The organism is Nocardia sp. NPDC004123 (assembly GCF_053603795.1).
Genome location: NZ_JBSGGG010000006.1, coordinates 163316 through 188035 on the forward strand (window position 1 = coordinate 163316; position 24720 = coordinate 188035).

A 24720-nucleotide genomic window follows, 5' to 3' on the forward strand; every position below is an offset into this window, starting at 1 on the left:
CGCGGCCGTCGGCCATCGTCGGCTTCGGCCTGAGCTGGTTCGATGGCCGCGATGCGGCGAAGCCCCGGGTTGGCCCAGGTTGACGAGAGGCGCGGCGCCACGCAGGATCGATCGTGAGATGGACGATTCATGCTGGTAGGGCTATTGGGTCCGGTGGTGGTGGAGGCCGCGGACGGGACGAGGGCGGCGGTCGGGGGGCCGCGGGTGCGGGCACTGCTGGGGTTGCTGGCGCTCGAAGCCGGACGAGTGGTGCCGGTGGCGCGACTGGTGGACGGGGTGTGGGGGGAGGACCCGCCGGCGGGGACCGGGAATGCGTTGCAGACCTTGGCGAGTCGGTTGCGCGCAGCGGCGCCGGGGGTGGTGCGGAGTGACGGGGGCGGGTACGTGCTCGAACTGGCGCCCGAGGACGTCGATGTGCATCGGTTCACGCGTGAGGTCGTGGCGGGGCGGGCATTGCTCGCGGCCGGCGAGGCCGAACCAGCCATCGCGTGCTTCGATACCGCGCTCGGGTTGTGGCGCGGGGAGCCGTTGATCGATATGGGGGAATCGGAGGTATTGCGCGCCGCGGCACTGCGATTGACCGAACAGCGGCTCGAAGCAGTCGAACTGCGAGCGGACGCCTTTCGCACCCTGGGCCGAGGCGGCGAGGTATTGCGTGAGCTCCGCACGGAAGTAGCGGCCCATCCGTTCCGGGAGACACTGGCCGCACGATTGGTGCGGGCGCTGGCGGCAGCGGGACGAAAATCCGAGGCGATACAGCAGTTTCAACGAACCGAGGCCCTGTTACGTGAGGAGCTCGGCACGCCGCCCGCCGAGGCACTGCGTTCAGCCCTGGCCGAAATTCACACGGACGCAACTGATCCCGCATTCGACGGACCTGCCTTCGAAACGACGCGCGGATCGGGTCGTACGGGAGTCGCGGCAGCATCCCGAACCACCGGGACATCGAAGGCGTCCGTGCCGCTGCTGCCCCGGCGGTACACCAGCTTCGTCGGACGCGGACGCGACGTGGAAGGAGTGCGGCGGGCGTTGCGCGAGGCCCGACTGGTGACACTGTCGGGTACCGGGGGCGTGGGGAAGACCCGGTTGGCCGTCGAGACGGTCGGGGCGCACGCCGTGGACTGGGCGGATGGTTACGCCTTCGTCGAACTGGCCGCACTCGAGCGGGAACGGGCGGACCGGCCGGCCGTGACCGCGGTCGGAGTGGCGATAGCGAACGCGCTCGCACAGTTCGAGCGACCCGACGAATTGTCCACGGAGTGGGCCGAAGTACTGGAGCGGACGCTGTCCGGCCGCCGAATGCTGTTGGTACTCGACAACTGCGAGCATGTCGTGGAGGCGACCGCGCGCCTGATCGACGACCTGTTGCAGCGGCTGCCTCTGCTGCGGGTGCTCACCACCAGCCGGGAGCCGATCGGCGTGGACGGCGAGCGACAGTATCCGGTCCGCACCCTGGACCTGCCCGAAGCCGACGCGGATTTCCTGGCGGCCACCGCATCGCCCGCGGTCCGGCTGTTCATCGACCGCGCCACCGCCGCACTCCCGGATTTCGCGCTGTCCGCTAGCAATTCCGCGGATATCCGCGCCATCGTGCGCAGCCTGGACGGCGTGCCGCTGGCCATCGAACTCGCCGCCGCCCGCGTGCGGAGCCTGCCGCTGCCGGACCTCAGCGCGCGGCTCACCGATCGCTTCCGGCTGCTCACCAACAGCACTCGCCACGCAGTCCCGCGCCATCGCACCCTGCACGCGGCCGTCGCCTGGAGCTGGGCACTGCTCACGGATGCGGAAGCCGCAGCAGCCCGGCGTTTTTCGATGTTCGCGGGCGGCGCGACCTTGGACGCCATCACCCGGGTGTGCGGTCCGGACGCCATCGACACGGTCACCTCGCTGGTGACGAAGTCGTTGGTGGACTTCGATGGACACCGCTATCGAATGGCCGAGACCATCCGGGCCTATGCGACCGCAGAATTGATCGCGGCCGGCGATGCGGACGAGGTCGCCCGCACCCATGCCGACTGCTTCCTGGAATTCACCGACGCCGCCGCCCCTGGATTACGCACTGCCGCACAGCCCGATTGGCTCGCGCGCCTGATCGCCGAACACGGCAATTGCGAAACCGCGCTGCGCTGGGCGCTGCATGTTGGCGACGGTGAGCGCGCGGTTCGCCTGTACGCGAACCTCGTCTGGTATTGGCTGCTGCACGGGATGCACGGCGACATCTCCGAACGCCGCCGCGAGGTCCTCGCCCTGCTCGGCGACACACCGCCGCCAGGGTGCACCGGGGCGTATCTGGCCTGCCGGTACGCCGAGGAGCTGCCGGCGTACTTCACCAACATCTGGTGGGGCCAAATCCTGGACAACACAGGGCAATTCGAGCGGCTGACCCGCGCGGCCCTCACCGAGGATCGGCCCCCGCACCCGATGTTCGTGCTCATCCTGGCGCTGCGTGACCTGCTCGGCGACGACGACCACCTGTTGACCGCGTGCACCACCTCCGATGACCCATGGCTACGCGGAAATGCGCTGATAGCAAAAGGTTTCGATGAACTCGGCGGCGACCATCCGGCCCGCGCCCTGCCCACCCTGGAGGCGGCGCTGACCTGCCTCGGCGCGCACGGTGACGCCCGGTCGCACAGCCGCGCCCTGATCTCCCTGGCCAGCTACCGTACCCGGATGCTCGGCCTGGACAGCGCCCGCCCGCTGATCGCGAGCGCGCTGGAACTGCTCAGTGCCGACCTGGGCGCCGGCGAGCGCATGGGCGTGCTGCTCTTCGCGGCGGAGATGTACCTGGTGGGCGGCGATACCGACTGCGCGGCAACCTGTATCGACCGGGCCGAGGCCGTGATCACCCCGCACATCATCCCCGCCCCCGGGCGCTTCCTGGCGGCGACGCAGGCGCACCTGGCGCACCTGCGCGGCGACAACGACCGCGCGATCGAACTGTACCGGCGGATGTCCGAGCATCCGCTCCCCGCGGGCCCGCCGCCCGCGGGACGCCATGACACGGTCCGCTTCGTGAACCTGGTCTTCGTGAGCACCGCGCACGCGGCGGCCCTGGTCGCGGCGGGTCGGCCGGACGACGCGCTGCGAGAGCTGGCCATGCCCCGCGATCTGGCCGCCCAGACCTCGGCGGCGCTGCTGGCCGAGGTCGGTATCGGTTACGCCCTGGTTGATCTGGCGAAGGGCGCCCCGGAACGCGCGGCCCGCATTCTCGGCGCCACCGACCGGATCAACCGGAGGGCCGGGGTGATCCGCATCGGCCCGTTCCGACGGCGTGCGCTCGATCAGGCGGAAGCGGCGCTCGGGCCCGTGCGCCTGAGCGCGGAATTCCTGGCGGGCGCCCGGCTTTCGGACGAGGCGGTGCTCGAACTGCTGCGCACAGTTCGCTGACAACGACCGTCAGCGAACGGTACGGACCGCACTGGATGCTCGGGACGCGTATCCCACCGATCCAGGAGTGCTCATGTCCGTCCTCTCGAACACGGAATCAGTTGTTGCCGTGCGTGGTTCCCGCCGACTCGGCGAACGGCTCGGCATGGCCGGCGCCGTCCTGGGCGCCGGGTTCATCATGGCCGTCGGCGGCGGCTATCTGCTCGCCCCGCAGCGAATGGCCGCGGGGTTCGGTTTCACCGAGTGGCCGCACGTCGAGGCCGACGGCTTCCTGAACGTCAAAGGCGTCCGCGATGTGGTCACCGGCCTGATTCCGCTGGCCCTGCTCGCGGCCGGGCAGCGCCGCGCCCTCGGCGTCACCACCCTCACCCTCGCCCTTATCCCGACCGGCGACATGCTCACCATCCTGGGGCGCCGCGGCTCCACCGCCACCGCCCTGTCGGTACACGGCTCCACCGCCGCCCTGGTGGCCGCCAGCGGCGCGCTGCTGCTGCGCCGTGAAAACCGGTGAGCGCCCGATGAACCCGATGAAGACGCTGGTCAATACCGCTCACATCTATATGATCATCGGCCTGATCTCCGGGTTCTACTACCGCGAGATCACCAAGGCCGAACATTTCACCGGGCAGTCGCAGCTCGGTGTCGTGCACACCCACGTGCTGGCGCTGGGCATGCTGTTCTTCCTCATCGTGCTGGCCTTGGAGAAGCAGTTCACGCTCAGCGCCCGGAAGACCCTGTACGCCTGGTTCTTCTGGCTGTACAACACCGGCCTGATCATCACCATCGCGCTCATGACGCTGCACGGCACCCTCACCGTGCTGGGCAACAGCAGCGGTGAGGCGATCGCGCTCTGCGCGGGTCTGGGCCACATCCTGCTGACCGCCGGGCTGATCGTCTTCTTCATCACCCTCGGCAAATCCATCGACGACAGCCGGACACCGCGCACCGCAGCGGTATTCGCCGAGCAGGAGGCATCGTGATCACCGGCCGGGACAGCGCGCTGTGGACGCGGGACGCGGTCTCGCTCGCGGCGCTGATCGCCGAGGGCACGGTCACCGCGGTCCAGGTCGTCGAGGCGCATCTCGAGCGCATCGAGCAGGTTGATTCCGAAATCAGTGCTCTTACAACGGTATTCGCCGAGGCGGCGCGAGCGGAGGCGGCCGCAGCCGACCGCAGGGCGCCGACCGGGCCGCTGCACGGGGTTCCGGTCACCATCAAGAACAACCTCGATGTCGCGGGCAGCCCGACCACCTGGGGCGTGGCGGCCCTCGGACAGGCCGTCGCGACAGCGGATGCACCCGCGGTGTCCGCACTGCGGCGAGCCGGGGCGATCGTCATCGGGCGAACGAACATGCCGGACTTCGCCACTCGCTGGCACACCGACAACGACGAGGCGGGCCCGACGGTGAATCCGTGGAACCCGACTCGCAGCCCGGGCGGTTCCAGCGGCGGTGACGCCGCCGCGGTAGCGGCGGGCATGACACCCCTCGGCCTGGGCACCGACTTCGGCGGTTCACTGCGCGTACCCGCCGCGTTCTGCGGAGTCGCCTCCCTACGCACCACGCCCGGCCGGGTGGCGGTGGCCTCGTGCCTGTCCGGGGCCGCACCCGCGCCGACGAACCAATTATTCGCGGCGCCAGGGCCGTTGGCGCGCACCGTGCGCGATCTGACGACCGCCTTCGAGGTCCTCAGCGGCAGCGCCGACCTGCGCGATCCCGGATGGATTCCGGTGCGTGACGCGACCGATACCGCCCTGCCCGCGGTGGCCGTCACGCTCGGTGACGATATCGATCCGCAGGTGCGGGCCGCACTGCTCGGCTGCGCCGACGCCCTCGAACGCGCGGGATATCCGGTGGCCGAACTGGATCCGCCGCAATTGGGCGAGGTGGCGGCGGACTACGGCCGATTGGTCTCCACCGAGGTGGTGGTCCAGCGCCGCGAAGCCATGCGGCAAGTCGGCAGCGCCGGACTGAACATCTTCATGGACGCGGCGATCGACCTGTTCCCGCCGCTGGATCTGGCGGGCTACATGACCGCGCTGGGTGAGCGACTCACCCGCCGCGCGGCCTGGTCGCGCTTCCTCGCGGAGCATCCGATCGTGCTCGGCCCGGTCTCGGACGAACTGCCCTGGCCGGTCGGCTACGACCTCGGCGGCACCGCGCAGGTCGCGACCATGTATGCGGCGCACCGCCTCACCATCGCCGCCAACTACCTGGCCCTGCCCGCGGTCACGGTCCCCGCGGGCGTCTCGGCCGAGGGTCTTCCCATCGGGGTCCAGTTGATCGCCGCCCCATTCGCCGAGCGCCGCGCGCTGACCGCCGCCGCCCCTATCGAAGCGGCCTTTCCGATGCCCACACCCATCTCCCCGGCGACCGACCCGGCCACTCGGACCCCTGCCCGGGGCCAGGCTCCGTCCAGTGGCTCGGGCACGACGCGGTGAACATTCTTGTAGCGAAGGGAATCCAGATGTCACACAACACTTTGCGATCCGCCGTGCGCGGACGGGTACTGCTGCCGGGTGACGAAGAGTTCGATACGGCACGGACGCCGTGGAATCTGAATATCGACCAGCCGGTCGCGGCCGTCGTGCACGTCGCAGACGCGGAGGATATGGCCGCCGTGGTCGGCTACGCCCGTGACGTGGGCCTGTCGGTGACCGCTCAGCCCAACGGTCACGGCGCTTCCGGTAATGCCGCCGGCACCATCCTGGTGCGCACGCGCCTGCTCGATCGGATCGAGGTGGATCCGGCGCGGCGACGTGCCCGCGTCGGCGCGGGAACCAATTGGGGCCAACTGCAGGCGGCGGCCGCCCCGCACGGCTTGACCGGGCTGGCCGGAAGCTCCCCGGTGGTCAGCGTTGTCGGCTATACCCTCGGTGGCGGATTGTCGTGGTTCGGCCGTAAATACGGTTGGGCGGCCGACAGCGTCCGGGCCTTCGACATCGTCGATGCCGATGGTCGTCCAGCCCGGGTCACCGCCGAGTCCGACCCGGAGCTGTTCTGGGCATTGCGTGGCGGCGGCGGGGATTTCGCGCTGGTGACGGCGGTGGAGTTCGATCTGTTCGCGGCTCCGGCCTTGTTCGGTGGCCTGATCGCCTGGCCGGCCGAGCAGACCGAGGCGGTCCGTGATGCCTTCCAGGACATCACCGATCACGCACCGGCCGAGCTCACGGTCTGGCTCAATCGGCTGGAGCTGCCGCAGGCTCCGCCGGTAATCGCGATCGCCGCCGCCTACCTGGGCGAACCGGCCCGCGGACGGGAACTGCTGCGACGGCTGGACACGATCGACGGCATCCTCGCGGACACGCGCCGGGAATTGTCCCCGGCCGAGTTGGGCGCCATCGTCAACGAGCCCACCGCCGCGGGCCCCGGACTGCTGCGGACCGACCTGCTGACCGCGCTGGACGAGAGCGCCGCCGAGATTCTGCTGCACGCGCCGATCGATCCGCTGATGGGCATCCAGATCCGGCAGCTGGGTGGTGCGCTCGCCGAGCCCACCCGAGGGGCGGTTCCGCCGTTCGCGGAGCCCTACGCGCTGTTTCTGCAGGCGACCGGCTCGGACCCCGACACGGTTGCCGCGGTGCACGCCACTCAGAAGCGCATCATCGCCGATCTGGGCGCGCGGGTCAGCGGTCGCAAACCGTATACCGTCCTGTCCGCCGGCGACAGTGTCGTAGAGGTTTTCGACACCGGCACCTTGGACCGGCTGCGAAAGCTCAAGCAGGCCCGCGACCCACACGGCGTATTCCGCGCCAACTTCCCGATTCCCCACTGAACCTTCGGTTTCGAGCCCCTCGGGCACCTCCGCGAAGCACTGCCCCGCCGATCGTGATCGGCGGGGCAGTGCTGTGCCCGCGATCAGCTACCCCAGCCCCTGTTCGCCGATATCGAGGACCGGCTGCCGCTGGATACCTCGCGCGTCGGGATCGAGAACCTCGGGATCGAGCGACCCGACGGCAACAAGATCCCGGTCAGCGTCTACGAGTTCGAGGGCGTGACCGGGAGAGCTCGGAACATCCGATGCCGCGCTGCGGTGCCACGCGACAGGGAACGAGGAGGCACCGAGTAGTGTCCAGAACAGGGTGAAGTCAATGGCATGCCGGTCTAGGAGGTCCGTATGTCGATCGCTTTTCCGAATGAGTCGCGAGAGTATCGCGAGGCGCGTGAGGCGCTGCTTCAGCAGGAGGCCGATCTCCAGCGGCTGATGGATTCCGTTGCGGCGCAACGGAAATCACTACCGCCCGGCGGCGAGGTCCCCGAAGATTACGTGTTCGATCGAATCGGCGACGACGGCGCCGCAACAACAGTGCGTATGTCCGAGCTGTTCGGCGATGACGACACACTGATGCTTTATCACTACATGTTCCCGCGTCACCCGGGAGATGTTCGGCCCAGACCGACCAGCGGGATCTTCTCGGAACTGCCCACCGACGAAGGACCGTGTCCGTCGTGCACCGCGCTGATCGACATGTGGGACAGCACCACGCCCCACTTCGACGATTTGGGTGGCAATTTGGCGATCGTTGCCAAGGCCCCCATCGAGCGAGTAGCGGCGTTCGCGCACGACAGGGGGTGGCGGCACACCCGGGTGCTGTCGGCGGCGAACTCGAATTTCCGGAGTGACTACGGCGGCGACAGCCCTGCCGGCCACCCTGTACCGCTGCTGACCGTTTTCAAGCGCTCGCCCGACGGCACGATACGGCTGCACTGGGCAAGCGAGCTCATGTTCGTACCACCGGATGATCCGTGGCAGAACCCAGAGCATCCCGACACGGTGGAGCCGCTCTGGACACTGTTCGATCTGGGCACATCGCCCCGGTTCCGCCAATGGCGAGTTCGACACCTACCCGCGAACTGGTGACGTCGCGGTTCCTCACCCGGCGATTGTCGGCGAGCCAATCGCCCGGCTAGGTGAAGTGGGCGTCGGAGTGGAAGAGGAGTTGCCAGTATTCGCTGCGGATCGCGTCCCAGAGGTCGGCGAATTTGGTGAAACGTTCACGGGCCCAGCACAGGTCGTGACAGGTGTTGTCGTCGAAGGCGGCGGGGTCGGGGGGTCGGGCGGCATTGGTGACGGTGAGGGCCAGGATTTCGATGCTGCTGCCGATCATGCGCCATGCGGCCTGTTTTCCGCCGACGGACGTGTACCGGGTCCGTTGTGTGCGATGTGCGGGTGTTGCTGACATGTATCGCGATCCGGGTGGGGTGAACGGTGCTGTCGACTGTCCTCCTCCGGCACCGGTGCGATCAATCGGAGAGGAGTCCAACAGAACGTCCGGGGTTGCCGCATCGGATTGGAGATTCCTACGGGGGTTCAGACGAACCACGGAGAACATCGAGATTCCAGGACCACTCGTCCACCTGCGAGGAATTTATAGGACTAGACTCAGAGAAAAGTTGTTCACTTCTTGGAGCTCGACATGGGCATGCGCGAATGCGTTGGCTCGGTTCTGGCCACCACCGCGATTGCCTTGGTACCGAACATCGTTGCGCCCGGCACGGCCACAGCCGCCGATCCGCTACCGGAGGCGACTTTCGAGGAGATGGTTGCCCGGGAAGCCTGGTTCGTGGTGTCCGGGCAGGATCCCGCACAATCAGCGCCCGGCGTGAATGTGCCGTGCACACCGTCGGCGGCCCATCCGCGGCCGGTGGTGCTCGTGCACGGCTTTCCTGCCAATCAGTACAACGGTTTCGCGCATCTCGGGCCGAAGCTGGCGAATGCCGGATACTGCGTGTACTCCCTGAATTACGGCGGGACCAACGCGTTCGACGGCGGCATCGACGGGGTGTCGGTGTCCGTGCCGCAGGTATCCGCCTTCATCGACCGCGTGCGGGCCGAGACCGGCGCCGCCAAGGTCGACCTGGTCGGGCATTCCGGTGGCGCGTTCGTTGCGCTCTACCTCGCGAAGACCGACCCGGCAGCGGCTGACCGGATCGGCACGGTCGCCGTCCTGGCACCACCCACGAACGGAATCACCAGCGGACTTATCGGCGGCGCAACACAACTCGGACTACGCGGGCTGGTCGCGGGGGTATGCGGGATCTGTGAGGACGTCTCCCCCGGCTCGGCGGCGCTGACCCGGCTGCACGACGGCCCGATCGCCCGGACCGGCATTCGCTACACCACCATCGTGTCGGCGCACGACGCCATGGTGTCCCCGCCCGCCGCCGCGGCCATCGCCGAGGGTGGCGTCAGCGACCTCGTCGTCCAGGACCAGTGCCCGGACGACCCGGTCGGGCACAGCGGCTTGGCGTACGACCCGAGCGTGGACGCGATGATTCTGAACGCGCTGGATCCGGGGCGGCCGGTGCCGGTGCAGTGCGGGAGCGGGCCGCAGTTCTGACCTGCCGATCGCGGACCTGGAGGTCACCGCAATACGGCGGTGAGGAACTCGAGCTGGTCGGTCACCGCCTGCTGCTGCCACGGGCCCTGATAGATGTCGAAATGGTCGACGGGGTACTCGCGAATCCGCGCCCGCGGACCGGCTTTCGCAGCGACGCGCCGGGCCGCGCTCGGTGGCGCGACACTGTCGTTCGTGCCGACCTGCACCAGGATCGGACAGGGCACGCGCCCGGCGAACGTGGTGGGCCGGTTCAGGCCGACTTCCAGGGCGGCCCGAGCGCACACCTCGTTACGCCAGGTCGGTCCCGCGACCGGAACGACGGCCTCCACCGCGCCCGGGCTGGTCATGATGGCCGGCGATCCGGGCGGGCCGACGATCGGCACGTAGTGCGGCGGCCGCTCGGCGATGCTCCGGGCGAGGTCACGCAGCCCGTGCCCGGCCGCACGTGCGAGGTAGCCGATGCCGGCGCGGCGCATGACGTGCGCCAGCGTGGCGAGTCCGTCCATCGCGGGGGTGATCGCCACGATCGCCGTGATCCGCCGGTCCTGGGCGGCGACCGCGACGGCATGGCCGCCGGAGTAGGAGGTTCCCCAGAGCACAATGCGTTCGGGGTCGACGCCGGGCAACTGCCGAGCGACGGCGATGGCCGCGTGGTAGTCCTCGCGCTGCTGTCGGTACGAAACGTGCTGTCGTGGAGTGCCTTCGGAGTCTCCGAAGCCACGGTAGTCGAAGATCAGGACGTCGTACCCGGCCGCGGCGAATGGTTCGGCATACCCGAGCAGTCCGGTGTCGCGGGTGCCGCCGAAGCCGTGCGCCATGACCACACACGGACGCCCGGGCTCGGTGCCCGCCCCGGGAAAATGCCATGCGGCGCAACGGGTTCCGTGGCTGGTGAAGGTGATGTTCCGCATCGCGCTCACCTCGCCGCGACCACGGTCGCCGGGGCGGCGAAGGTGAACCGCAATGCGGTGTCGTGCACCGGACTCTCGCGCAGGCGCTCGGCGTCCTTCTCGTAGGCCATCTCCACTGTCCACGGGCCGCGAGTTCCCGCCTGTGGGAACCCCGCGATCCCGCGCTGGACATAGCCGGAGTGCAGGTCGTCCACGAGCGGTACCCGCTCCATGGCCGGGTCGGCCGCCGCCGGCGTGACGGTGTGAAAACCGTTGGCGTCCATATGATCGAGCAGACGGCAGAAGTGCTCGCAGACCAGATCGGCCTTGAGCGTCCAGGAGATATTGGTGTAGCCGACCACGAAGGCCAGGTTCGGCACCTCGGAGAGCATCATCGACTTGTAGACCGTTGTCCGTGGCAGGTCCACCGGTCGCCCGTCGACCTCGAACCGGATCCGGCCGAAGGGCGACAGGTTGAAACCCGTTGCCGTCACGATGATGTCGGCGCTGAGCTGCTGACCCGATTCCAGCAGGATGCCGGTCTGCGTGAAGCGCGCGATGCGGTCGGTGACGACCGAGGCGCGGCCGCTCGACAGCGCCTTGAACAGGTCACCGTCCGGCACCACACACAGCCGCTGCTCCCACGGGTTGTAGCGGGGCGTGAAATGCGTGTCGACGTCGAAATGGGCGGGCAGTTGCCGGCGGACCATGGCGATCAGCAGCCGGCGCGCCGAGCGCGGGGCGCGCTTGCAGGCCTTGTAGATTCCGCGGGTGATCATGATGTTCTTCCGCCGGATCAGGGTGGCGGCGCGTTCCGCGCCCAGCACCCGGTTGAGGGCGCCGGCGATCACGTCCACGCCGGGCAGCGACATGACGTAGCTCGGCGACCGTTGCAGCATGGTGACGTGGGCGGCGCTGCCCGCCATCGCGGGAATCAGCGTCACCGCCGTCGCGCCGCTGCCGATGACGACCACGCGTTTCCCGGCGTGGTCCAGATCCGCCGGCCAATGCTGCGGGTGCACGACGCGGCCCTCGAATTCGTCGAGGCCGGCGAAATCAGGGGTGTATCCGGCACGGTGGTCGTACATTCCGGTGCCCAGGAACAGGAATCGCGCGGTGAATCGCACCTGCTCCGCCCTGCCGGTGTGTTCGACCAGGACCGTCCAGCGCCCGGTCGCGGAGGAGAACTGGGCGTCGAGCACCCGGTGACCGAATCGAATGTGTTCGGACAGACCGTTTTCCGTGATGGTTTCACGCAGGTAATCCAGGATGAGATGCCCGTCGGCGATCGACTTGCGATGCGTCCACGGCTTGAAGCCGTAGCCGTAGGTGGGCATGTCCGAGTCCGAACGCAGACCCGGATATCGGAACAGGCTCCAGGTACCGCCGATCGAGTCGCTGGCTTCGAGCACCGCGAAGGACGTGCCGGGGCGGCGGGTCGCGAGGTGGTAGGCGGCATCGATACCGGATATTCCGGCGCCGATGACCAGAACGTCGAAATCGGTGGTGCCGTGGTGGCTGGACGGGATGGTCACGAAAGGTCTCCTGGGCCGCAGAGAGGCGGGGCTGTGATTCGGTTCACGTTAGGAGTGGGGTCGCCGTCGGGGTATGTCCGCACGGCCAGCATTTGCCCCTGAAAATGTGCGGCTGCACACTGGGTGCATGAATGGTCCCGATCCGGCACCCGAACTCGTCGACCTCGTGGGCCGAGTGGCGGAGTTGATGCTGGCCGATCTCGACCAGCTGGTCGCCGAGATGGATGCCGCCGAGATCGAGCTGACCCCCATGGTGGGCGCCGACGCGGCACTGATCGCGGACATGACGGCCAGCAATCGCGCGAATGCCGCACGGCTGCTGACCGTTCTCGCCCGCCGGGAGGCCCGCGTATCCCCGATCGATGTGCCGCCCGAAGCGCTCGATGTGGCCCGCACGGTCGCGCGGCGCGGTATGGATCTGGACGTGATCTTCCAGTCCTATCGGAGCGGGCAGAACACCGCGTGGCGGCACTACCTGGCGCACGCCACGCGGATCGCGGGGTCGGGTCCGCTGCTCGTGCCGCTGCTCGAGATCTCCGCTCAGCGCATGTTCGAGTATGTCGATCAGGTTGTCGGCCGGGTCATCTCGGTCGCTCAGCGCGAACGCGAGGAGATCCTCGGGGGCGCGCTGGCCCGGCGCGCCGAGACGATCCGGCTGATCCTCGACGGCGCGCCCATCGACAACCGCCGGGCGAGCGAGCGGCTCGGATACGACCTCGCCGGCACGCACACGGCGCTCGTGCTGTGGTCTTCGCCGACCGGTGAGGTCCAGGGCGCGCTGGAGTCCGCGGCGGCGATGCTGGCGCGGGCCGGTGGGGCACGGCCCCCGCTCACGCTGTCCGCGGGCAGCTCCACACTGTGGGCGTGGGTGGGCACCCGTTCCGCCTTCGCGGTCGAGGGCCTGCGCGGCGCGCTGGGCGCGGCCCACCCGGGCGTCCGGGTCGCGGTCGGCCCGGCGCGCTCCGGCATCGCCGGCTTCCGCCGCTCGCACGAGGCGGCGCTGGGGATGCACAACCTGCTCGCCGGGCTGCCGGACGCCGCGCGGGTCACGCTCTTCCACGACCTGGAGGTCACCGCGCTGACGGCGGAAAATCCCTCCCGCGCAGCCGAATTCGTCGCCGACACGCTGGGTCCGCTGGCGTCGGACACTCCCGCCGCCGCCCGGTTGCGTGAGACCCTGCGCGTCTTCCTGGAGGAAGCCGAGAACGCCCCGCGTACCGCGGCCCGCCTGCACACGCATCGAAACACGGTGCTGCAACGCGTTTCTCGCGCCACCGACCTACTCGGGCATCGGCCGGGCGAACGCCGGTTGGCTGTCGAGCTCGCACTCGAACTCGCCCATCGAATCGGAGCCCGCGTCCTGACTCGCACCGATGCGTAGCCGGACACGGGTGGCCCGGTTTCCGGAGAACTGACACAAGGGCATTTCGACCGCGAGCTCGCCATTCGTGTCCTTTACATGGCTGTTGACAGCGTCATGGCTGTTGACAGCGTCGCACGGCCCTCTTAAAGTCGAATTCAATTCGAGATCGGACTACCGCCCGGCCCCTCGGCCGATTGCGGTTTCAGCGCCCGTTTGTGGCGACAGGAACAGAACAACAGAAGCGGAGTGGGCCCATGCCCGAGAACCAACGCGCGAGGTCGGCCGAATGACCAGCGCACATCCTTCGTGCACCGCCGGCTCGACCGGTGGGCCCGATAGTGGGAGCTGCGGCGGGCGTTGGACGGACCTCGGAACGGAGCCGCAACGGGCACCCCGACCACCGCACGAATCCCAGCTCCGGTCCGCACAGCCCACGAGATCGCCGAGACCGCCGGGATCCAGCCATGTTCCGGCCCTGAGTGACCCGCAGCGAAAGGCGGTGCCGATGACTCCCATCGAGAGCGAGATGCTCGAATTCGCGACCGCCTGGGCGCCGTACGGCGGGAATGACGCCGAGGCGTTCGTACGTTTCGGCTTGAGCCCGAAGGAGTTTCACGCCCGTCTCATGCGGCTGCTGGCGTCCTCGGCGTCACAGGTGCTCACCGGAGCGACCGCGTCCACGCTTCGCAAACAGTGCATGGAGCGGTTGCGTCCCCTGCGGGCGGAAAGTCCCGCCCGGTAACGGACCCGGTACGACGTGCAGGCTTTCCGCCTGCACGTCGTCGTTTCCGGTGTCGACCTCATGAGCAGCGCGTAGGGCCTGCTCACCCAGTCGTGTCCCCACAGTGGGGAGTCCGCCGCGCGTCACCTGATCTGCGCGCCGGAGCCGCGAGTCTCGCTTATCGCGCAATCCCGGCGTCGGCGGCGATCAGGTCGGCGGCCTTCTCGGCGATCATGATGGTGGCCGCGTTGGTGTTGCCGCGCACGACCGTCGGCATGACCGAGGCGTCGGCCACGCGCAGGCCTTCCAGGCCCAGGACGCGCAACTGCGGGTCCACGACGGCACCGATGGCGCAGGTGGAAGTCGGATGATAGAGCGTCTGCCCGGTGCGGCGGGCGAAGTCGAGCAGGTCCGCGTCCGAATCCGAAGCCGGAACGGAGAATTCGCCGGTCGTGACCTCGCGCAGGGCGGTCTGCCCGGCGATGTCGAGCGCGATGCGCAGCCCGGCGATCACAGTCTGCTGGTCGTCCTCGGTGGCCAGGTAGTTGTGCCGGATGCGGGGCGCGGTGCCCGGTGCGGCCGACCGCAGGGTGAGCTCACCGCGGCTGCTGGGATTGACCAGGCAGGGTCCGAATCCGAAGCCGTGCTCGAGCAGCGGGCCCATGCCCTCGTCGTAGAACAGGGCGGGCGCCTGATGGAACTGCACATCGGGCCCGGCCAATCCGGGCCGGGTCGCGAAGAATCCGCCCGCCTCACCGACATTCGAGGTCAGCGGTCCGCGCGCCTCGATCTGCAGCAGCGCGAGGTGGTCCGGTGTCAACGCGGTCATCAGCGATTCCCGATCGGTGCGATAGTTCAGGAAGACCGCGAGATGGTCCTGCAGGTGCTGCCCGACCGGGAGTTCGTGCACGGTGTCGATGCCGAAGGGCTCGATGCCCGCCGCGGGGCCGACGCCCGAGAGCAGCAGCAGCTGCGGCGAGCCGTACGCGCCGGCCGCCAGCACCACCTCGCGGCGAGCGGTGATCAGTTCCGTCTCCGCGCCGCGGCCCACCAGCACGCCAATGGCCCGGTTGCCGTCGAAAAGAACCTTGTGCGTAAGGGTTTCGGTGTACACGGACAGATTCGGCCGATTCAGGGCCGGGTGCAGATACGCGACCGCCGCACTGCAGCGCATGCCGTTGCGCTGGGTCAGCTGGTAGCGGCCGACACCCAGCTGAGTGGCGCCGTTGAAATCGCCATTGCGGCGGTAGCCCGCCTGCTCAGCGGCGGCGAGGAAGGCGTTGCCGAGCGGATTGACCGAGCGACCGTCGCTGACCGAGAGCGGACCGCCGGTGCCGTGGTAGGCGTCCTTACCGCGCTCGTTGTCCTCGGCCCGCAGGAAGTAGGGCAGGACCTCGTCGTAGCTCCAGCCGGTCGCGCCCGCCGCCGCCCACCCGTCGAAGTCGGCGCGTGCGCCGCGAATGTAGATCATGGCGTTCATCGAGCTGGACCCGCCCAGCACGCGGCCGCGCGGCAGGTAGGCGCGCCGGCCGAGCAGCCCCGCCTCGGGTTCGGTGTCGAAGTCCCAGTCGAGCGGGCTCTTGAACAGGGCGGGGAAAGCGACGGGGAGATGGATTTCCTCGGCGGTGTCGCGCGGACCCGCTTCGATCAGCGCCACCTGCACATCGGGGTTCTCGGACAGCCGGGCGGCCAGCACGGATCCCGCGGAACCCGCGCCCACGACGACATAGTCGTACACGATCGGCACCTCTCTTCGCTTTCGCATCGAACTCGGGCCGATATGGCCCAGATCACTATCGATCTCGATACTGCAAGCGAAGCCCCGGTCCACACCATGTGCCCGAGTCGGCGGATCCGGGTTGCCGGCTGTGTTCCAGCACACAACACGATCTCGTCATTTTCGTACTATCGAACGCATGACAGCCCTGATCGGACCGCCCGCCAACGGGTCCGAGGCGGTTGCCCGCACCCTGCTCGCGGACGTCGACGACCTCACGAGTGAACTGGTCGGGCGCATCCGTACCGGAGACCACGCCTACGCGGAAACCGCCGCCCTGCCGGAAGCCGTGCTGCGCACCGCCGTCCACGACAATCTGGAGGCCGTGCTCGGCCAGCTCGCGGGTATCGGCGGCCGACGGCTACAGGCGGCCACCGAGGTCGGCAGGGCCAAGGCCGAACTGGGTATTCCACTCGCCGCGCTGCTGCACGCCTACCGGCTGGCGGGCCGGCTGATCTGGGAGCGGTCCCTGGCCACCGCGGACCGGTCCGGCGAAAACATCCTGCCCGCGCTGGGTTCGGAGGTCTGGCGGCTCATCGACGACTACTCGAGCGCGGCGGCCGACGCCTACTCCGGCTTCCTGACCGAGCGTGTCACCAGGGCCGACGCCGAACGGCAGGCCATGCTGCGCACCCTGTTCTACAGCGACAGCGACACCGACGCCGCGTCGCTGGCCGATATCGGCCGCATGCTGCACCTGCCGCGAGCCGGTGTGTTCGTCGTCGTGCGCGCCGAGTCCGGTGTGCCCTCCACCAATCCGGTGCCGGGCGCGGAGGGCGGGCTGCGCGCGGCCTACGTGCACTCGGTGTGGCTCACCGAATCGGATGCTCGCATCGGGCTGCTCAGCCTCGGAAATCAACGCGCACTGGATCATTCGCTGACCCGGCTCCGGCAGATCGTGAGCGGCCGGGTCGGCGTCAGCCGCATCTTCAGCACACTGTCGATGACCGGCGCGGCCGTGCGCGAGGCCGAACTCGCCGCCCGCTGCACCCACCCCGGCTCGAACGCCGTCACCGTCTACGGGCATACCCCGCTCCCGCTGGTGCTGGTCAGCGCGCCCGAGGCCGCCCGCAGCCTCGCCGACGAAATCCTCGGCCCGATCCTCGAACTCGACGACGAGGACCGCGACACCCTGCTCGACACCCTCGATCTATGGTTCGACTGCGGCGGATCGAACACCGAGGTCGCGCAGCGGCTGAACTACCACCGCAACACCATTCACTACCGTCTCCGCAGAATCGAGACCCTCACCGGGCGTCGCTGCTCGGATCCCAGATCGGCTGCCGAGCTCTACGTCGCGCTCCGCGCGGTCCGGCTCGGCTCCTGACCCTAGTCCGTGCCCGGTAGCTGCGGCGTTCCGTACAGCACGGACATCCAGATGTTGTAGAGCACGTCGACAACCCGCTTCGGATCCGCTTGCGGGGCACGACCCAACACCCGGTTCAGATAGCGTTCATCCATCCAGACCAGGGCACGGGCGGTTTCGGCCGCATCGAGATAGGCGCTGATGCGGCCGGCGGCCTGATCATCGGTGATGCGTCTGGCGGTGGCGTCGGCGAATCGTTCCATCAACCCGCTGTATGCGGCGTCGACCTTCTCATCGCCGGCGGCCGCATCCGCCAGCGCGCTCAATACCGCTCCATGCTTCAGGTAGACCTCGGCAAGTCCCTCGAACGCCGCCCGTGCGTCATTGAGCAGGTCGGTCCCCACCAGCCAACGGTCGAGCATCTCGGACACGTCCTGCCCGAGTTCGTCGGCAACCCGCAACGCGAGATCGTGACGGTCGCGGAAGTGGACGTAGAACGCCGGACGCTTGAGCCCGGTAAGGCTCATCACCGCGTCGACGGTCATCTCACGAAACGGCCGCTCGCGCAGAAACTCCTTTGCGGCGTCGATGATCTCGCGTTCCGACTCTTTGGGATCATGCTTCGGGCGTCTGCTCATCGTGTCCTCACTACTTCACGATAGAGGTGACCCCGTGCAGCCGCCGCCGGGCATGTCCGCCTATCGGCCAGGTTCCACCGTCATCTGGGCTGCCCCGGGCCGACCACGAGCTGAGGGGATTCCGTTCGCTCGTTGTGGCGGTGCAATGCGCGGTAGGCGTAGTAGTACATCATCATCTGGAATCCCCAGGTCGCGAGCGCACCGATATAGAAGAACGTGTGGTTCTCGTCATCGCCGGGAATGTGATAGAAGTCGTACGTCGCGGCGATGACGAATGCCGCCGCGGTGGCAAGAACCACCCCGATCGCCTGTCCTCGCTGATCGATATTCCAGAGCCGTCGCACGAAGTAGAGCAGGAACACGGACGTGATGACGTTCACCACGACATAGAAGGTCGCCCCGGCGACGCCTATCCGGTCGGCGAATATCGACAGGTACAGGCCCGCGACGGTGGCGAGCGCGAAGACGGCGATATCGGTTGGCAGCGAAGGCTTGTAGCGGTGGGTCACCTTCATCAAACCCAGGATGAGAATCAACGTGATTCCGACCGCCCTGGAGAACGCATCGAAGAAGAGCGCGATGTGGTACATCGGACTGGTCCGATGAGCCCCCAGCAATGCGAAGAAGAAGAAGTTGGTGCCCGAGGTCGCAACGATGATCCATTCGAGGCCGAGTAGGTAATTACGGAAATTCCTGATGAATTTCGAGCCATAGGTGAACCCGACGAAGATCATCCAGAGATCGGCGAGCAACAGCAATAAGTTCTTGATTTCCATGGTTATCTCTTGCGTTCGTAGGCCTGACGGCCGTGTTCGAGGGGCCCGACTGCTGCCGGACCCGCCGTTGATCAGTGGCGTGCCAACCGGTCGGACAGACGGTCACCCAACCAGCCGAGCTCCAGTGCCGGTCCGCTGACGAAGCTGGGCCAGAAGCCGCCGCGGCCGTGCCAGATGGTTGTCAGGTCCTCGGGCATGGGTTCGCCACAGAGCCGACCGGCCAGCATGTGGCCGACATACTGGGCTTGCGCGAAGCCGTGCCCGTTGCACGCCAGCGAATACAGCACGTTGGGCGAGGCCTCCCCCGCCACCGGCAGCCAGGAGGAGCTCATGCCGATCCAGCCGCCCCATGCCCGTTGCGGCGCGACATCATGCAGCCCGGGGAAGCGGTCGCGGAAGCCACGGACGAGGTCGTCGACGACACGCGTCGACGGGGTCCGGGCGAGCAGCGGACCGCTGGTCGTCTCCAGGCGTCGGGTACCGAACACGATCGAGTTTCGCGGGGTGACACGATAGCTCTCCAGGATCATGTGCGCGGTCACCATGGGCGCCCGACTGGTCCAGCCGATTTCGTCCAGGCGTTCCGGGGCGATCGGCTCGGTTTCCACCAGGGACGTCCATACCGGCGAGACCAGCCGGCGCGGCGCGATCGAGAGGTTCTTGCTGTAGGCGTTGGTGGTGAGCAGCGCCTGCCTGGCACGCACTTGGCCATTGGCCGTCTCGATGGTCACCGCGCTGTCGCTGTCGGTGACGTCCTGCACGCGCGTGTGCTCGAAAACCCTTGCCCCCGAAGCGAGGACGGCGTCGCGCAATCCGAGGACGTACTTGGCCGGATTCAAGGTTCCGCCGATGCCCTCCCGCATACCTCCGAGGAAGCCGTCCGGGAGACCCGCCGCTCGCCCCTCGACGAACTCGGCCGACGACCCCGCCTCGGCCATGATCTTCGCGTTTCGGCGCGCCTTGCGGAGCTGTCCCTTCGACACCGCGGCCTGCACGATTCCCACCTTCTCGAAATCGCAGTCGATGGCACGATGCTCGATGGTTTCCTGGGTGAATTCCACTGCGGCTTCGGCGAACTGGAACAGCGCCCGGACCTTGCTGCGGCTGAACAGCAATGCCAGCAACGCCGGGTCGGCCGCGATCGAGTTGGTCATGTAGCCGGCGTTGCGTGAGCTGGGGCCCCACCCGCAGGTCTCGGCTTCGAGAAGCACGACGTCGGCCCCGGACTCGGCGAGCCGCAGCGCCGCGGTCATGCCGCCGACGCCACCCCCGATGACGGCGACGTCGCAGGTGATGTCGCCGGCGAGTGCGGTCTCGCCGGTGATCGGCGGTGCGGCCCAACCGGTTTCAGTCAAGAGATCCATGCGCCGTCACCGCCCGCCCTGATCGGCCGAGGCACTCACCTTGCGCGACGTCACCGCCGAACTCGGTGCCACCAGCGCCTCGACGACCTCATGGGCCGGCGCCCCGCCGGTCTTGGCGAACGTCGAGTAGAAGAGCTCCGGCTCGGCCCAGTCCTCGGGCGCCAGGACGCCGGACAGATCGCGCAGTTCTTGGATGGCCAGCACCATGAATGCCGCGGTCGCCGAACCGGTAGCGGAGGCCATGTCGGTCCAAGCGGTGCCAGGCCCGCTGACCGGCACTCGACGCACCGAAACCACCCGTTCCCCATCACGTGTGCCGATCAGGCGCACATAGTTCGTCCCGCGGAACGCGGGATGCTTACCGGCTGCTGCCGTCGCCAGGTACTTCAGCACCTCGCGCGCACCGATCTCGCCGCGCCGAACCGTGCCCCACAGCCCCGACAACGCGTGCTTCCACACCCGGAGCGAGCCGGTCTTGTCGGTCATCACGTCGTTGACGAAATCGATCGCCTGATCCATCGAGATCTTGTTCTCCTGCACCGCCACGGCGATACCGCGCATGATGCCGTTGACCGGCGGCGGATCGAGCGCACCGAGCACCCGAATCCGGTCAGCTCCCGGCCAGCGCCGCGGCATCGTCACCGACTCGGGATGCGCACATTCGTAGAACCGGTAGCCATCGCCGAAGCTGTTGCCCAGCGCGAACACATCGGTCTCGAGGAAGGTCTGATGAGTCACCGAGCGTCCGTGCTCCCAGGTGTGACAGGGGCCGGCATAGCCGCGAATCGCGTGATCGAGCACCGCACGCCCGTACGGCACCGGCCCTTCGTCGCCGGTCACCCAGCACACATCGATGCGCTCGACCGTGTCCATATCGCGAGCCGCGTCGGCCGCCATCACATTGGTCAGTCCGGGTGACGCGCCACATCCGACGAAGATCGGCACGCCGGCCTGCCGCGCCCGGGCATCGAGTTCCATGGCGGCGAGGGTGCTTTCCTCATCGTCGTCGAGGTCGAGATAGGGCACCCGCTGCTCGAGGCACGCCTGCATCACCGGCTCCGCGGTCCGGTTGTACGGCCCCGCGCCGAGCACGACGAGTGCGGCGCCCTCGATCGCGTTGCGAAGCGCGACCCCGTCGAACAGATCGAACGAGCCGACCGTCACTTCCTTGGTCGGCAATGTCGCGACGAACGCCTCGAGCGCCTCGGGCCGGATGTCGTACAACTCCAATTTCCAGCCGCCCCCGGCCGTTTTGGCGAAGCGATCGATCGCCACGCGGCACATGTCACCTGCCGCGCCGATGAAGACAATTCTCTTTGCTGTGGTCATGGTCACAGGCTAGAGCCACACTTACGTCGTGTCAATGACGCTCTGTAAGTTTAATTTGGCCGATACATGATCGGCATTTCACCTGGTCGACACCGGTGGGGTGTGGAAGCGGTCCGGAGTTCCGACCGCGGATTCCGGCGAACCGTGCAGCGACGGCATGAGACCGTCTCGGGCCGTCGAACTTCCGCCGACGACCCGAGACGGTGGTGAAACACTGTGTGGCACAGTGCGATCAGTACCTGGTCAGAATCCGCTCACGCCCTTGGCGAAGGCCGTGCTGCCCATCACCATGAACACCACGGCGATCACCGTGTGGTTGTTCGCCTGTAGCCAGTTCTTCAAGTGGGCGAGTGCGCCGCGCAGCTGATTCGCCGCGACGGCGTAGCCACCCACGGGGACGACCACCGATGCCGCGCCCAGGAAAACGAAGACAGCGATTGCCGCGGCGGTGCCGGCCGGGTTCAGCCCCGAGGTGCCGATTGTGACGCCCGCCGTGATGCACAGGAGCAGGTTTTTCGGATTCAGTACGGAGAGCAGCATGCCGAGGCCGGCCGCCTTGGCGACTCCGAGTTCGTCGATGGCTTTCATCCAGCCCGGTATCGAATCGTCCTTGCGGCTGCCCCACTGACGGAAGGCGATGAACACCAGCAGGAGGCCCATGGCGATCTTGATCGCAGCGGCCGCAGCGGAGCGCTGGCCCGCCGAACTCATCAGCCCGGATGCGGCCGCGGCTGTCACGACCCCCGTGACCGTCACGATGCCCGTCACCCAGCCGAGCGCGAAGCCCGCACTGGCCCGGCCGGCGTTGGTGGAGAGCAGCATGAGGATGGCCGCCACCACTGGAATAGGTGACAGCGCAACGCCTATGGCCAGTGGCAGCAGGTCTCCGATCACAGGTCCCACCCCTGCGGCATCGGGCCGCCGTTTGCAGCCGGGGTCATTTCATCGCCGCGAGGTTGCGCCAGAAGCTGGCGAGGCTGTCGGTGCCGCCGAAGAGGGTGGTGAAGTTGGTGGAGTCGGCCATCACGATGTCGCCGGCGCGTTCGACGGTGGGGGGCAGCCACAGCAACGTGTTGAATTCGGTGTTGCCCGCCTCGATGAACGGGTGGGGACGGGACAGTTCGATGGGCTGACGCGCGAGCAGGCGCACCGAATCGCTTTCAGGCTCGGTCAATTCGTAGTGGGGCAGGTGCGGGTGGAAATTGAAAGTGGTGACGTCGTCGAGCAGGCGTGGGCTGTCGAGGTCGCGGAAGGAAGTGAGCGGCGCGATCGAGCGAGTGCCTTCGACGACGGCGGGCCGCAGGCCGTAGACATTGTGTACCGGGACGTTCAGGGCGGTCATCAGCGAGCGGGTGTAGGCGCCGAATCGCTGCTGGCGCGGCACCAGCGGATCACCGTGATGTTCGAACTCGATCTGGCGCTGCTTCAGGTCATCGGTGAAGCCGACGTCGTGGTGCGGGGCGAGGAGCAGGCAGGTGCCCTCGCGCTGCAGCCACTGCTGGATCGCGGCGATCTCCTCAGGAGCCGCTTCCTCCTGCGCGAGCAGGTGATCGAGGCCGAACACCATGAGGGTGTCGGTGTCGGCGAGGATGCGTTCGTCGATGGGCTGTTTGAATCCGGCCTGGTCGATGCGCTGGAACACGGCCACCGGATGCCCCGTCACTTCCCCGGCCACCCGCTGGAAGTCGAGGGTGGAGCGGTGGAACAGTTCGAGGGTGCCCGCGATGCCCTGCAGGAAGTGCGCGGCATCGTATTCGGGCGTCTCGTAGGCGGGCCAGGTGGCCTGGCGCACCTCGGTCATGGTGGAGAAGCGGTTGTCCAGTTCGGCCGTATCCCGTTGCGTTTCCCAGGGATAGCTCCACGACCAGTAGATGCTGATGCGCCGCTTGCCGGGGGTGTAGGGGCGGGCCAGGTGGGCCTGGTTGTAGGTGCGGGCCGGGGTGAACGATGTCATGCTGCTGCCTCGATATCGGTGAGAGTGGCCAGGTAGCGCAGGGCGCGCAGTCCTGGCAGGAAGAAGTACGCGCCGCCTCGGACGCTGGTGAACGCCGGAATTCCGGTGATGGTCTTGCGAATCGGACGCTTCGGAATCGTGAACTCCAGGGTGCCGTCCTGGTTGCCGATGATCGGATCCCGCTCGTTGCCCAGTTCGTGGAACGACGTGTCGTTGACCCACACGTTCTGCGCGAACTCGAACTGGCGCACCAGGCTCGCGCACAGCACGAAGGCCGCGATGCCGCGATCGGCGCCGTCGTCGGGGGTTCCCTCCGGCAGGTGCGGCCCATAGGTTGCGCCGCGGCGAATCATGCGGCGGCGCTGCATGTTCACGCCCGTATCACGTGGATTCATGCGCCGGATGTGCGACCCGAGCGGCACCGCGTAGCCGTGCGGATCCATCTGTTTGTAGTTGAAATCGTTGTTGCGGCTCATATCCGCACCCAGTTCCGGATCGTCGGCCTCCGGAGCGAGGACCAGCGGCGCGCCACTGCGCCAGCGACCCATCAGCTTCGCCGCCACCAGCTCCTGTTCGTCGGCGGTGTCGCCGTGCTCGGCCATGAAGTCACGGAATAGACCCACGTGTTCGCGCAGGCGGCGATAGGCCATGAAGGTGCCGTTGCGCGAAAGCACCTCGGGCTGTGGCAGATCCAGCGGCGGCCCACTCTCGTCGTCGTAACCGAGGATGAACTCCCCGGCCTTCAGCGGTGCGCCGCTGCCCGGCGTGGGCTCCTCCCCGGTACCTTCGATCACCGGCTGCGACAAGCGATCCCGATAACCGAAGTGGTCGTGCGCGTAGCCGAACGGCGGTACGGCCTCCAGATCCAGCGATGACAGCACCGTGACACCCGGGCAGGCGGCAAGGAGTGCATCGTGTTCGGCCACCCGTCGGTCGCGTTCGGCGGCGTCACGGGCGAAGAGGATGACGATCGCGTGCAGATCGTCACCGGCGGTGCCGTCGATCCAATGGTCGGGATGGTTGGCCCCGGCATCACCCAGGACTTCGGCCCGGGCGGCCATGCCCTGGCGGAATTCCTCCGGGAAACTCGCGAGCGCGTCGGCCGGGACGCCCAGGGCGCGCAGTCCGGTCCAGGTGAAAGCCACGGACACCCACTGCTTGTCGGTGTCCACCGAGTCCTGCAACTCGGCGACCGAGGGCACCCGGTCGGCCATGGCGGCGAGCCACGCGCGCGCGCCGGCGGCGTCGGTGAAGGACAGGAACTCGTAGCGCCCGGTCAGCGCCGGCACCCGGGTCAGCAGGATGTGCTGGATATCGTCGAATTCGAGCATCGCGAC

General features: G+C 67.9%; 21 protein-coding genes. 10 read left to right on the top strand and 11 right to left on the bottom strand.

Annotated features, from left to right (window positions below):
* The first annotated feature begins 129 nt into the window (after positions 1 to 129).
* The 6 genes from ACWEQQ_RS10675 to ACWEQQ_RS10700 all read left to right on the top strand — a co-directional run bounded on the left by ACWEQQ_RS10675 (position 130) and on the right by ACWEQQ_RS10700 (position 8250).
* On the top strand, positions 130 to 3390 hold the full coding sequence (locus tag ACWEQQ_RS10675; protein ID WP_452348027.1) for an AfsR/SARP family transcriptional regulator: 3261 nt from the start codon (positions 130 to 132) through the stop codon (positions 3388 to 3390).
* Between the two features lie 73 nt (positions 3391 to 3463).
* Positions 3464 to 3901, top strand: a complete 438-nt coding sequence (locus tag ACWEQQ_RS10680) for a DUF4267 domain-containing protein (protein ID WP_452341880.1) — start codon at positions 3464 to 3466, stop codon at positions 3899 to 3901.
* Positions 3902 to 3908: 7 nt separating this feature from the next.
* Positions 3909 to 4370, top strand: coding sequence for a DUF2871 domain-containing protein (locus ACWEQQ_RS10685; protein WP_452348028.1), 462 nt, complete (start codon positions 3909 to 3911; stop codon positions 4368 to 4370).
* Positions 4367 to 5830: an amidase family protein gene (locus ACWEQQ_RS10690; protein WP_452348029.1), complete on the top strand. Its 1464-nt coding sequence runs from the start codon at positions 4367 to 4369 to the stop codon at positions 5828 to 5830. The genes ACWEQQ_RS10685 and ACWEQQ_RS10690 overlap by 4 nt, the downstream gene beginning before the upstream one ends.
* 26 nt (positions 5831 to 5856) lie before the next feature.
* Entirely contained in the window at positions 5857 to 7164 is a 1308-nt protein-coding gene (locus ACWEQQ_RS10695) for an FAD-binding oxidoreductase (protein ID WP_452348030.1), read from the top strand.
* 342 nt (positions 7165 to 7506) lie between these two features.
* On the top strand, positions 7507 to 8250 hold the full coding sequence (locus tag ACWEQQ_RS10700) for a DUF899 family protein (protein WP_452341875.1): 744 nt from the start codon (positions 7507 to 7509) through the stop codon (positions 8248 to 8250).
* 46 nt (positions 8251 to 8296) lie between these two features.
* On the opposite strand, the gene ACWEQQ_RS10705 is transcribed toward ACWEQQ_RS10700, so the two are convergent.
* Entirely contained in the window at positions 8297 to 8572 is a 276-nt protein-coding gene (locus ACWEQQ_RS10705; RefSeq protein WP_379445928.1) for a hypothetical protein, read from the bottom strand.
* Between the two features lie 234 nt (positions 8573 to 8806).
* Between ACWEQQ_RS10705 and ACWEQQ_RS10710 the strand changes: the two genes are divergently transcribed.
* Positions 8807 to 9730, top strand: a complete 924-nt coding sequence (locus tag ACWEQQ_RS10710; RefSeq protein WP_452348031.1) for an esterase/lipase family protein — start codon at positions 8807 to 8809, stop codon at positions 9728 to 9730.
* Positions 9731 to 9753: 23 nt separating this feature from the next.
* Here the strand turns inward: ACWEQQ_RS10710 and ACWEQQ_RS10715 are convergent, their stop codons facing one another.
* Together ACWEQQ_RS10715 and ACWEQQ_RS10720 are read right to left on the bottom strand one after the other, a co-directional pair.
* A complete protein-coding gene (locus ACWEQQ_RS10715) occupies positions 9754 to 10641 on the bottom strand; it encodes an alpha/beta hydrolase (protein WP_452348032.1) in 888 nt (295 codons plus the stop codon).
* A 5-nt stretch (positions 10642 to 10646) separates the two neighbouring features.
* Complete coding sequence (locus tag ACWEQQ_RS10720) at positions 10647 to 12155, bottom strand: flavin-containing monooxygenase (RefSeq protein WP_452348033.1); 1509 nt, start codon at positions 12153 to 12155, stop codon at positions 10647 to 10649.
* Positions 12156 to 12282: 127 nt separating this feature from the next.
* On the opposite strand from ACWEQQ_RS10720, the gene ACWEQQ_RS10725 reads away from it, so the two are divergent.
* Both ACWEQQ_RS10725 and ACWEQQ_RS10730 read left to right on the top strand, forming a co-directional pair.
* Positions 12283 to 13536, top strand: coding sequence for a PucR family transcriptional regulator (locus ACWEQQ_RS10725; RefSeq protein WP_452348034.1), 1254 nt, complete (start codon positions 12283 to 12285; stop codon positions 13534 to 13536).
* A 487-nt stretch (positions 13537 to 14023) separates the two neighbouring features.
* Complete coding sequence (locus ACWEQQ_RS10730; protein ID WP_452348035.1) at positions 14024 to 14260, top strand: hypothetical protein; 237 nt, start codon at positions 14024 to 14026, stop codon at positions 14258 to 14260.
* Between the two features lie 157 nt (positions 14261 to 14417).
* Here ACWEQQ_RS10730 and ACWEQQ_RS10735 read toward each other — a convergent pair whose 3' ends face one another.
* The gene (locus ACWEQQ_RS10735; protein WP_452348036.1) at positions 14418 to 15977 is read right to left on the bottom strand and encodes a GMC family oxidoreductase; all 1560 of its coding nucleotides are present in this window, start codon (positions 15975 to 15977) and stop codon (positions 14418 to 14420) included.
* Positions 15978 to 16155: 178 nt separating this feature from the next.
* Here ACWEQQ_RS10735 and ACWEQQ_RS10740 point away from each other — a divergent pair, with 178 nt between their 5' ends.
* Positions 16156 to 17343, top strand: coding sequence for a PucR family transcriptional regulator (locus ACWEQQ_RS10740; protein ID WP_452348037.1), 1188 nt, complete (start codon positions 16156 to 16158; stop codon positions 17341 to 17343).
* Between the two features lie 2 nt (positions 17344 to 17345).
* On the opposite strand, the gene ACWEQQ_RS10745 is transcribed toward ACWEQQ_RS10740, so the two are convergent.
* The 7 genes from ACWEQQ_RS10745 to ACWEQQ_RS10775 all read right to left on the bottom strand — a co-directional run bounded on the left by ACWEQQ_RS10745 (position 17346) and on the right by ACWEQQ_RS10775 (position 24714).
* A complete protein-coding gene (locus ACWEQQ_RS10745) occupies positions 17346 to 17960 on the bottom strand; it encodes a TetR/AcrR family transcriptional regulator (RefSeq protein ID WP_452348038.1) in 615 nt (204 codons plus the stop codon).
* Between the two features lie 80 nt (positions 17961 to 18040).
* Positions 18041 to 18736 carry a transporter gene (locus ACWEQQ_RS10750; RefSeq protein WP_452348039.1) on the bottom strand — a complete coding sequence of 232 codons (696 nt, stop codon included), beginning with the start codon at positions 18734 to 18736 and terminating at the stop codon, positions 18041 to 18043.
* A 71-nt stretch (positions 18737 to 18807) separates the two neighbouring features.
* On the bottom strand, positions 18808 to 20100 hold the full coding sequence (locus ACWEQQ_RS10755) for an NAD(P)/FAD-dependent oxidoreductase (protein ID WP_452348040.1): 1293 nt from the start codon (positions 20098 to 20100) through the stop codon (positions 18808 to 18810).
* Between the two features lie 6 nt (positions 20101 to 20106).
* Entirely contained in the window at positions 20107 to 21429 is a 1323-nt protein-coding gene (locus ACWEQQ_RS10760) for a saccharopine dehydrogenase family protein (protein WP_452348041.1), read from the bottom strand.
* 243 nt (positions 21430 to 21672) lie between these two features.
* Positions 21673 to 22323 carry a GAP family protein gene (locus ACWEQQ_RS10765; protein WP_452348042.1) on the bottom strand — a complete coding sequence of 217 codons (651 nt, stop codon included), beginning with the start codon at positions 22321 to 22323 and terminating at the stop codon, positions 21673 to 21675.
* Positions 22324 to 22366: 43 nt separating this feature from the next.
* Entirely contained in the window at positions 22367 to 23383 is a 1017-nt protein-coding gene (locus ACWEQQ_RS10770) for a hypothetical protein (RefSeq protein ID WP_452348043.1), read from the bottom strand.
* The gene (locus ACWEQQ_RS10775) at positions 23380 to 24714 is read right to left on the bottom strand and encodes a Dyp-type peroxidase (protein ID WP_452348044.1); all 1335 of its coding nucleotides are present in this window, start codon (positions 24712 to 24714) and stop codon (positions 23380 to 23382) included. The genes ACWEQQ_RS10770 and ACWEQQ_RS10775 overlap by 4 nt, the downstream gene beginning before the upstream one ends.
* Between the last annotated feature and the right edge of the window lie 6 nt (positions 24715 to 24720).

Excerpts from the sequence above, each read along its gene's own strand:
- ACWEQQ_RS10675 (WP_452348027.1), top strand. The coding sequence starts at position 130 with ATGCTGGTAGGGCTATTGGGTCCGGTGGTGGTGGAGGCCGCGGACGGG.
- ACWEQQ_RS10680 (WP_452341880.1), top strand. The coding sequence starts at position 3,464 with ATGTCCGTCCTCTCGAACACGGAATCAGTTGTTGCCGTGCGTGGTTCC.
- ACWEQQ_RS10685 (WP_452348028.1), top strand. The coding sequence starts at position 3,909 with ATGAACCCGATGAAGACGCTGGTCAATACCGCTCACATCTATATGATC.
- ACWEQQ_RS10695 (WP_452348030.1), top strand. The coding sequence starts at position 5,857 with ATGTCACACAACACTTTGCGATCCGCCGTGCGCGGACGGGTACTGCTG.
- ACWEQQ_RS10700 (WP_452341875.1), top strand. The coding sequence starts at position 7,507 with ATGTCGATCGCTTTTCCGAATGAGTCGCGAGAGTATCGCGAGGCGCGT.
- ACWEQQ_RS10705 (WP_379445928.1), bottom strand. The coding sequence starts at position 8,572 with ATGTCAGCAACACCCGCACATCGCACACAACGGACCCGGTACACGTCC.
- ACWEQQ_RS10710 (WP_452348031.1), top strand. The coding sequence starts at position 8,807 with ATGGGCATGCGCGAATGCGTTGGCTCGGTTCTGGCCACCACCGCGATT.
- ACWEQQ_RS10715 (WP_452348032.1), bottom strand. The coding sequence starts at position 10,641 with ATGCGGAACATCACCTTCACCAGCCACGGAACCCGTTGCGCCGCATGG.
- ACWEQQ_RS10725 (WP_452348034.1), top strand. The coding sequence starts at position 12,283 with ATGAATGGTCCCGATCCGGCACCCGAACTCGTCGACCTCGTGGGCCGA.
- ACWEQQ_RS10730 (WP_452348035.1), top strand. The coding sequence starts at position 14,024 with ATGACTCCCATCGAGAGCGAGATGCTCGAATTCGCGACCGCCTGGGCG.
- ACWEQQ_RS10740 (WP_452348037.1), top strand. The coding sequence starts at position 16,156 with ATGACAGCCCTGATCGGACCGCCCGCCAACGGGTCCGAGGCGGTTGCC.
- ACWEQQ_RS10745 (WP_452348038.1), bottom strand. The coding sequence starts at position 17,960 with ATGAGCAGACGCCCGAAGCATGATCCCAAAGAGTCGGAACGCGAGATC.
- ACWEQQ_RS10750 (WP_452348039.1), bottom strand. The coding sequence starts at position 18,736 with ATGGAAATCAAGAACTTATTGCTGTTGCTCGCCGATCTCTGGATGATC.
- ACWEQQ_RS10755 (WP_452348040.1), bottom strand. The coding sequence starts at position 20,100 with ATGGATCTCTTGACTGAAACCGGTTGGGCCGCACCGCCGATCACCGGC.
- ACWEQQ_RS10760 (WP_452348041.1), bottom strand. The coding sequence starts at position 21,429 with ATGACCACAGCAAAGAGAATTGTCTTCATCGGCGCGGCAGGTGACATG.
- ACWEQQ_RS10770 (WP_452348043.1), bottom strand. The coding sequence starts at position 23,383 with ATGACATCGTTCACCCCGGCCCGCACCTACAACCAGGCCCACCTGGCC.
- ACWEQQ_RS10775 (WP_452348044.1), bottom strand. The coding sequence starts at position 24,714 with ATGCTCGAATTCGACGATATCCAGCACATCCTGCTGACCCGGGTGCCG.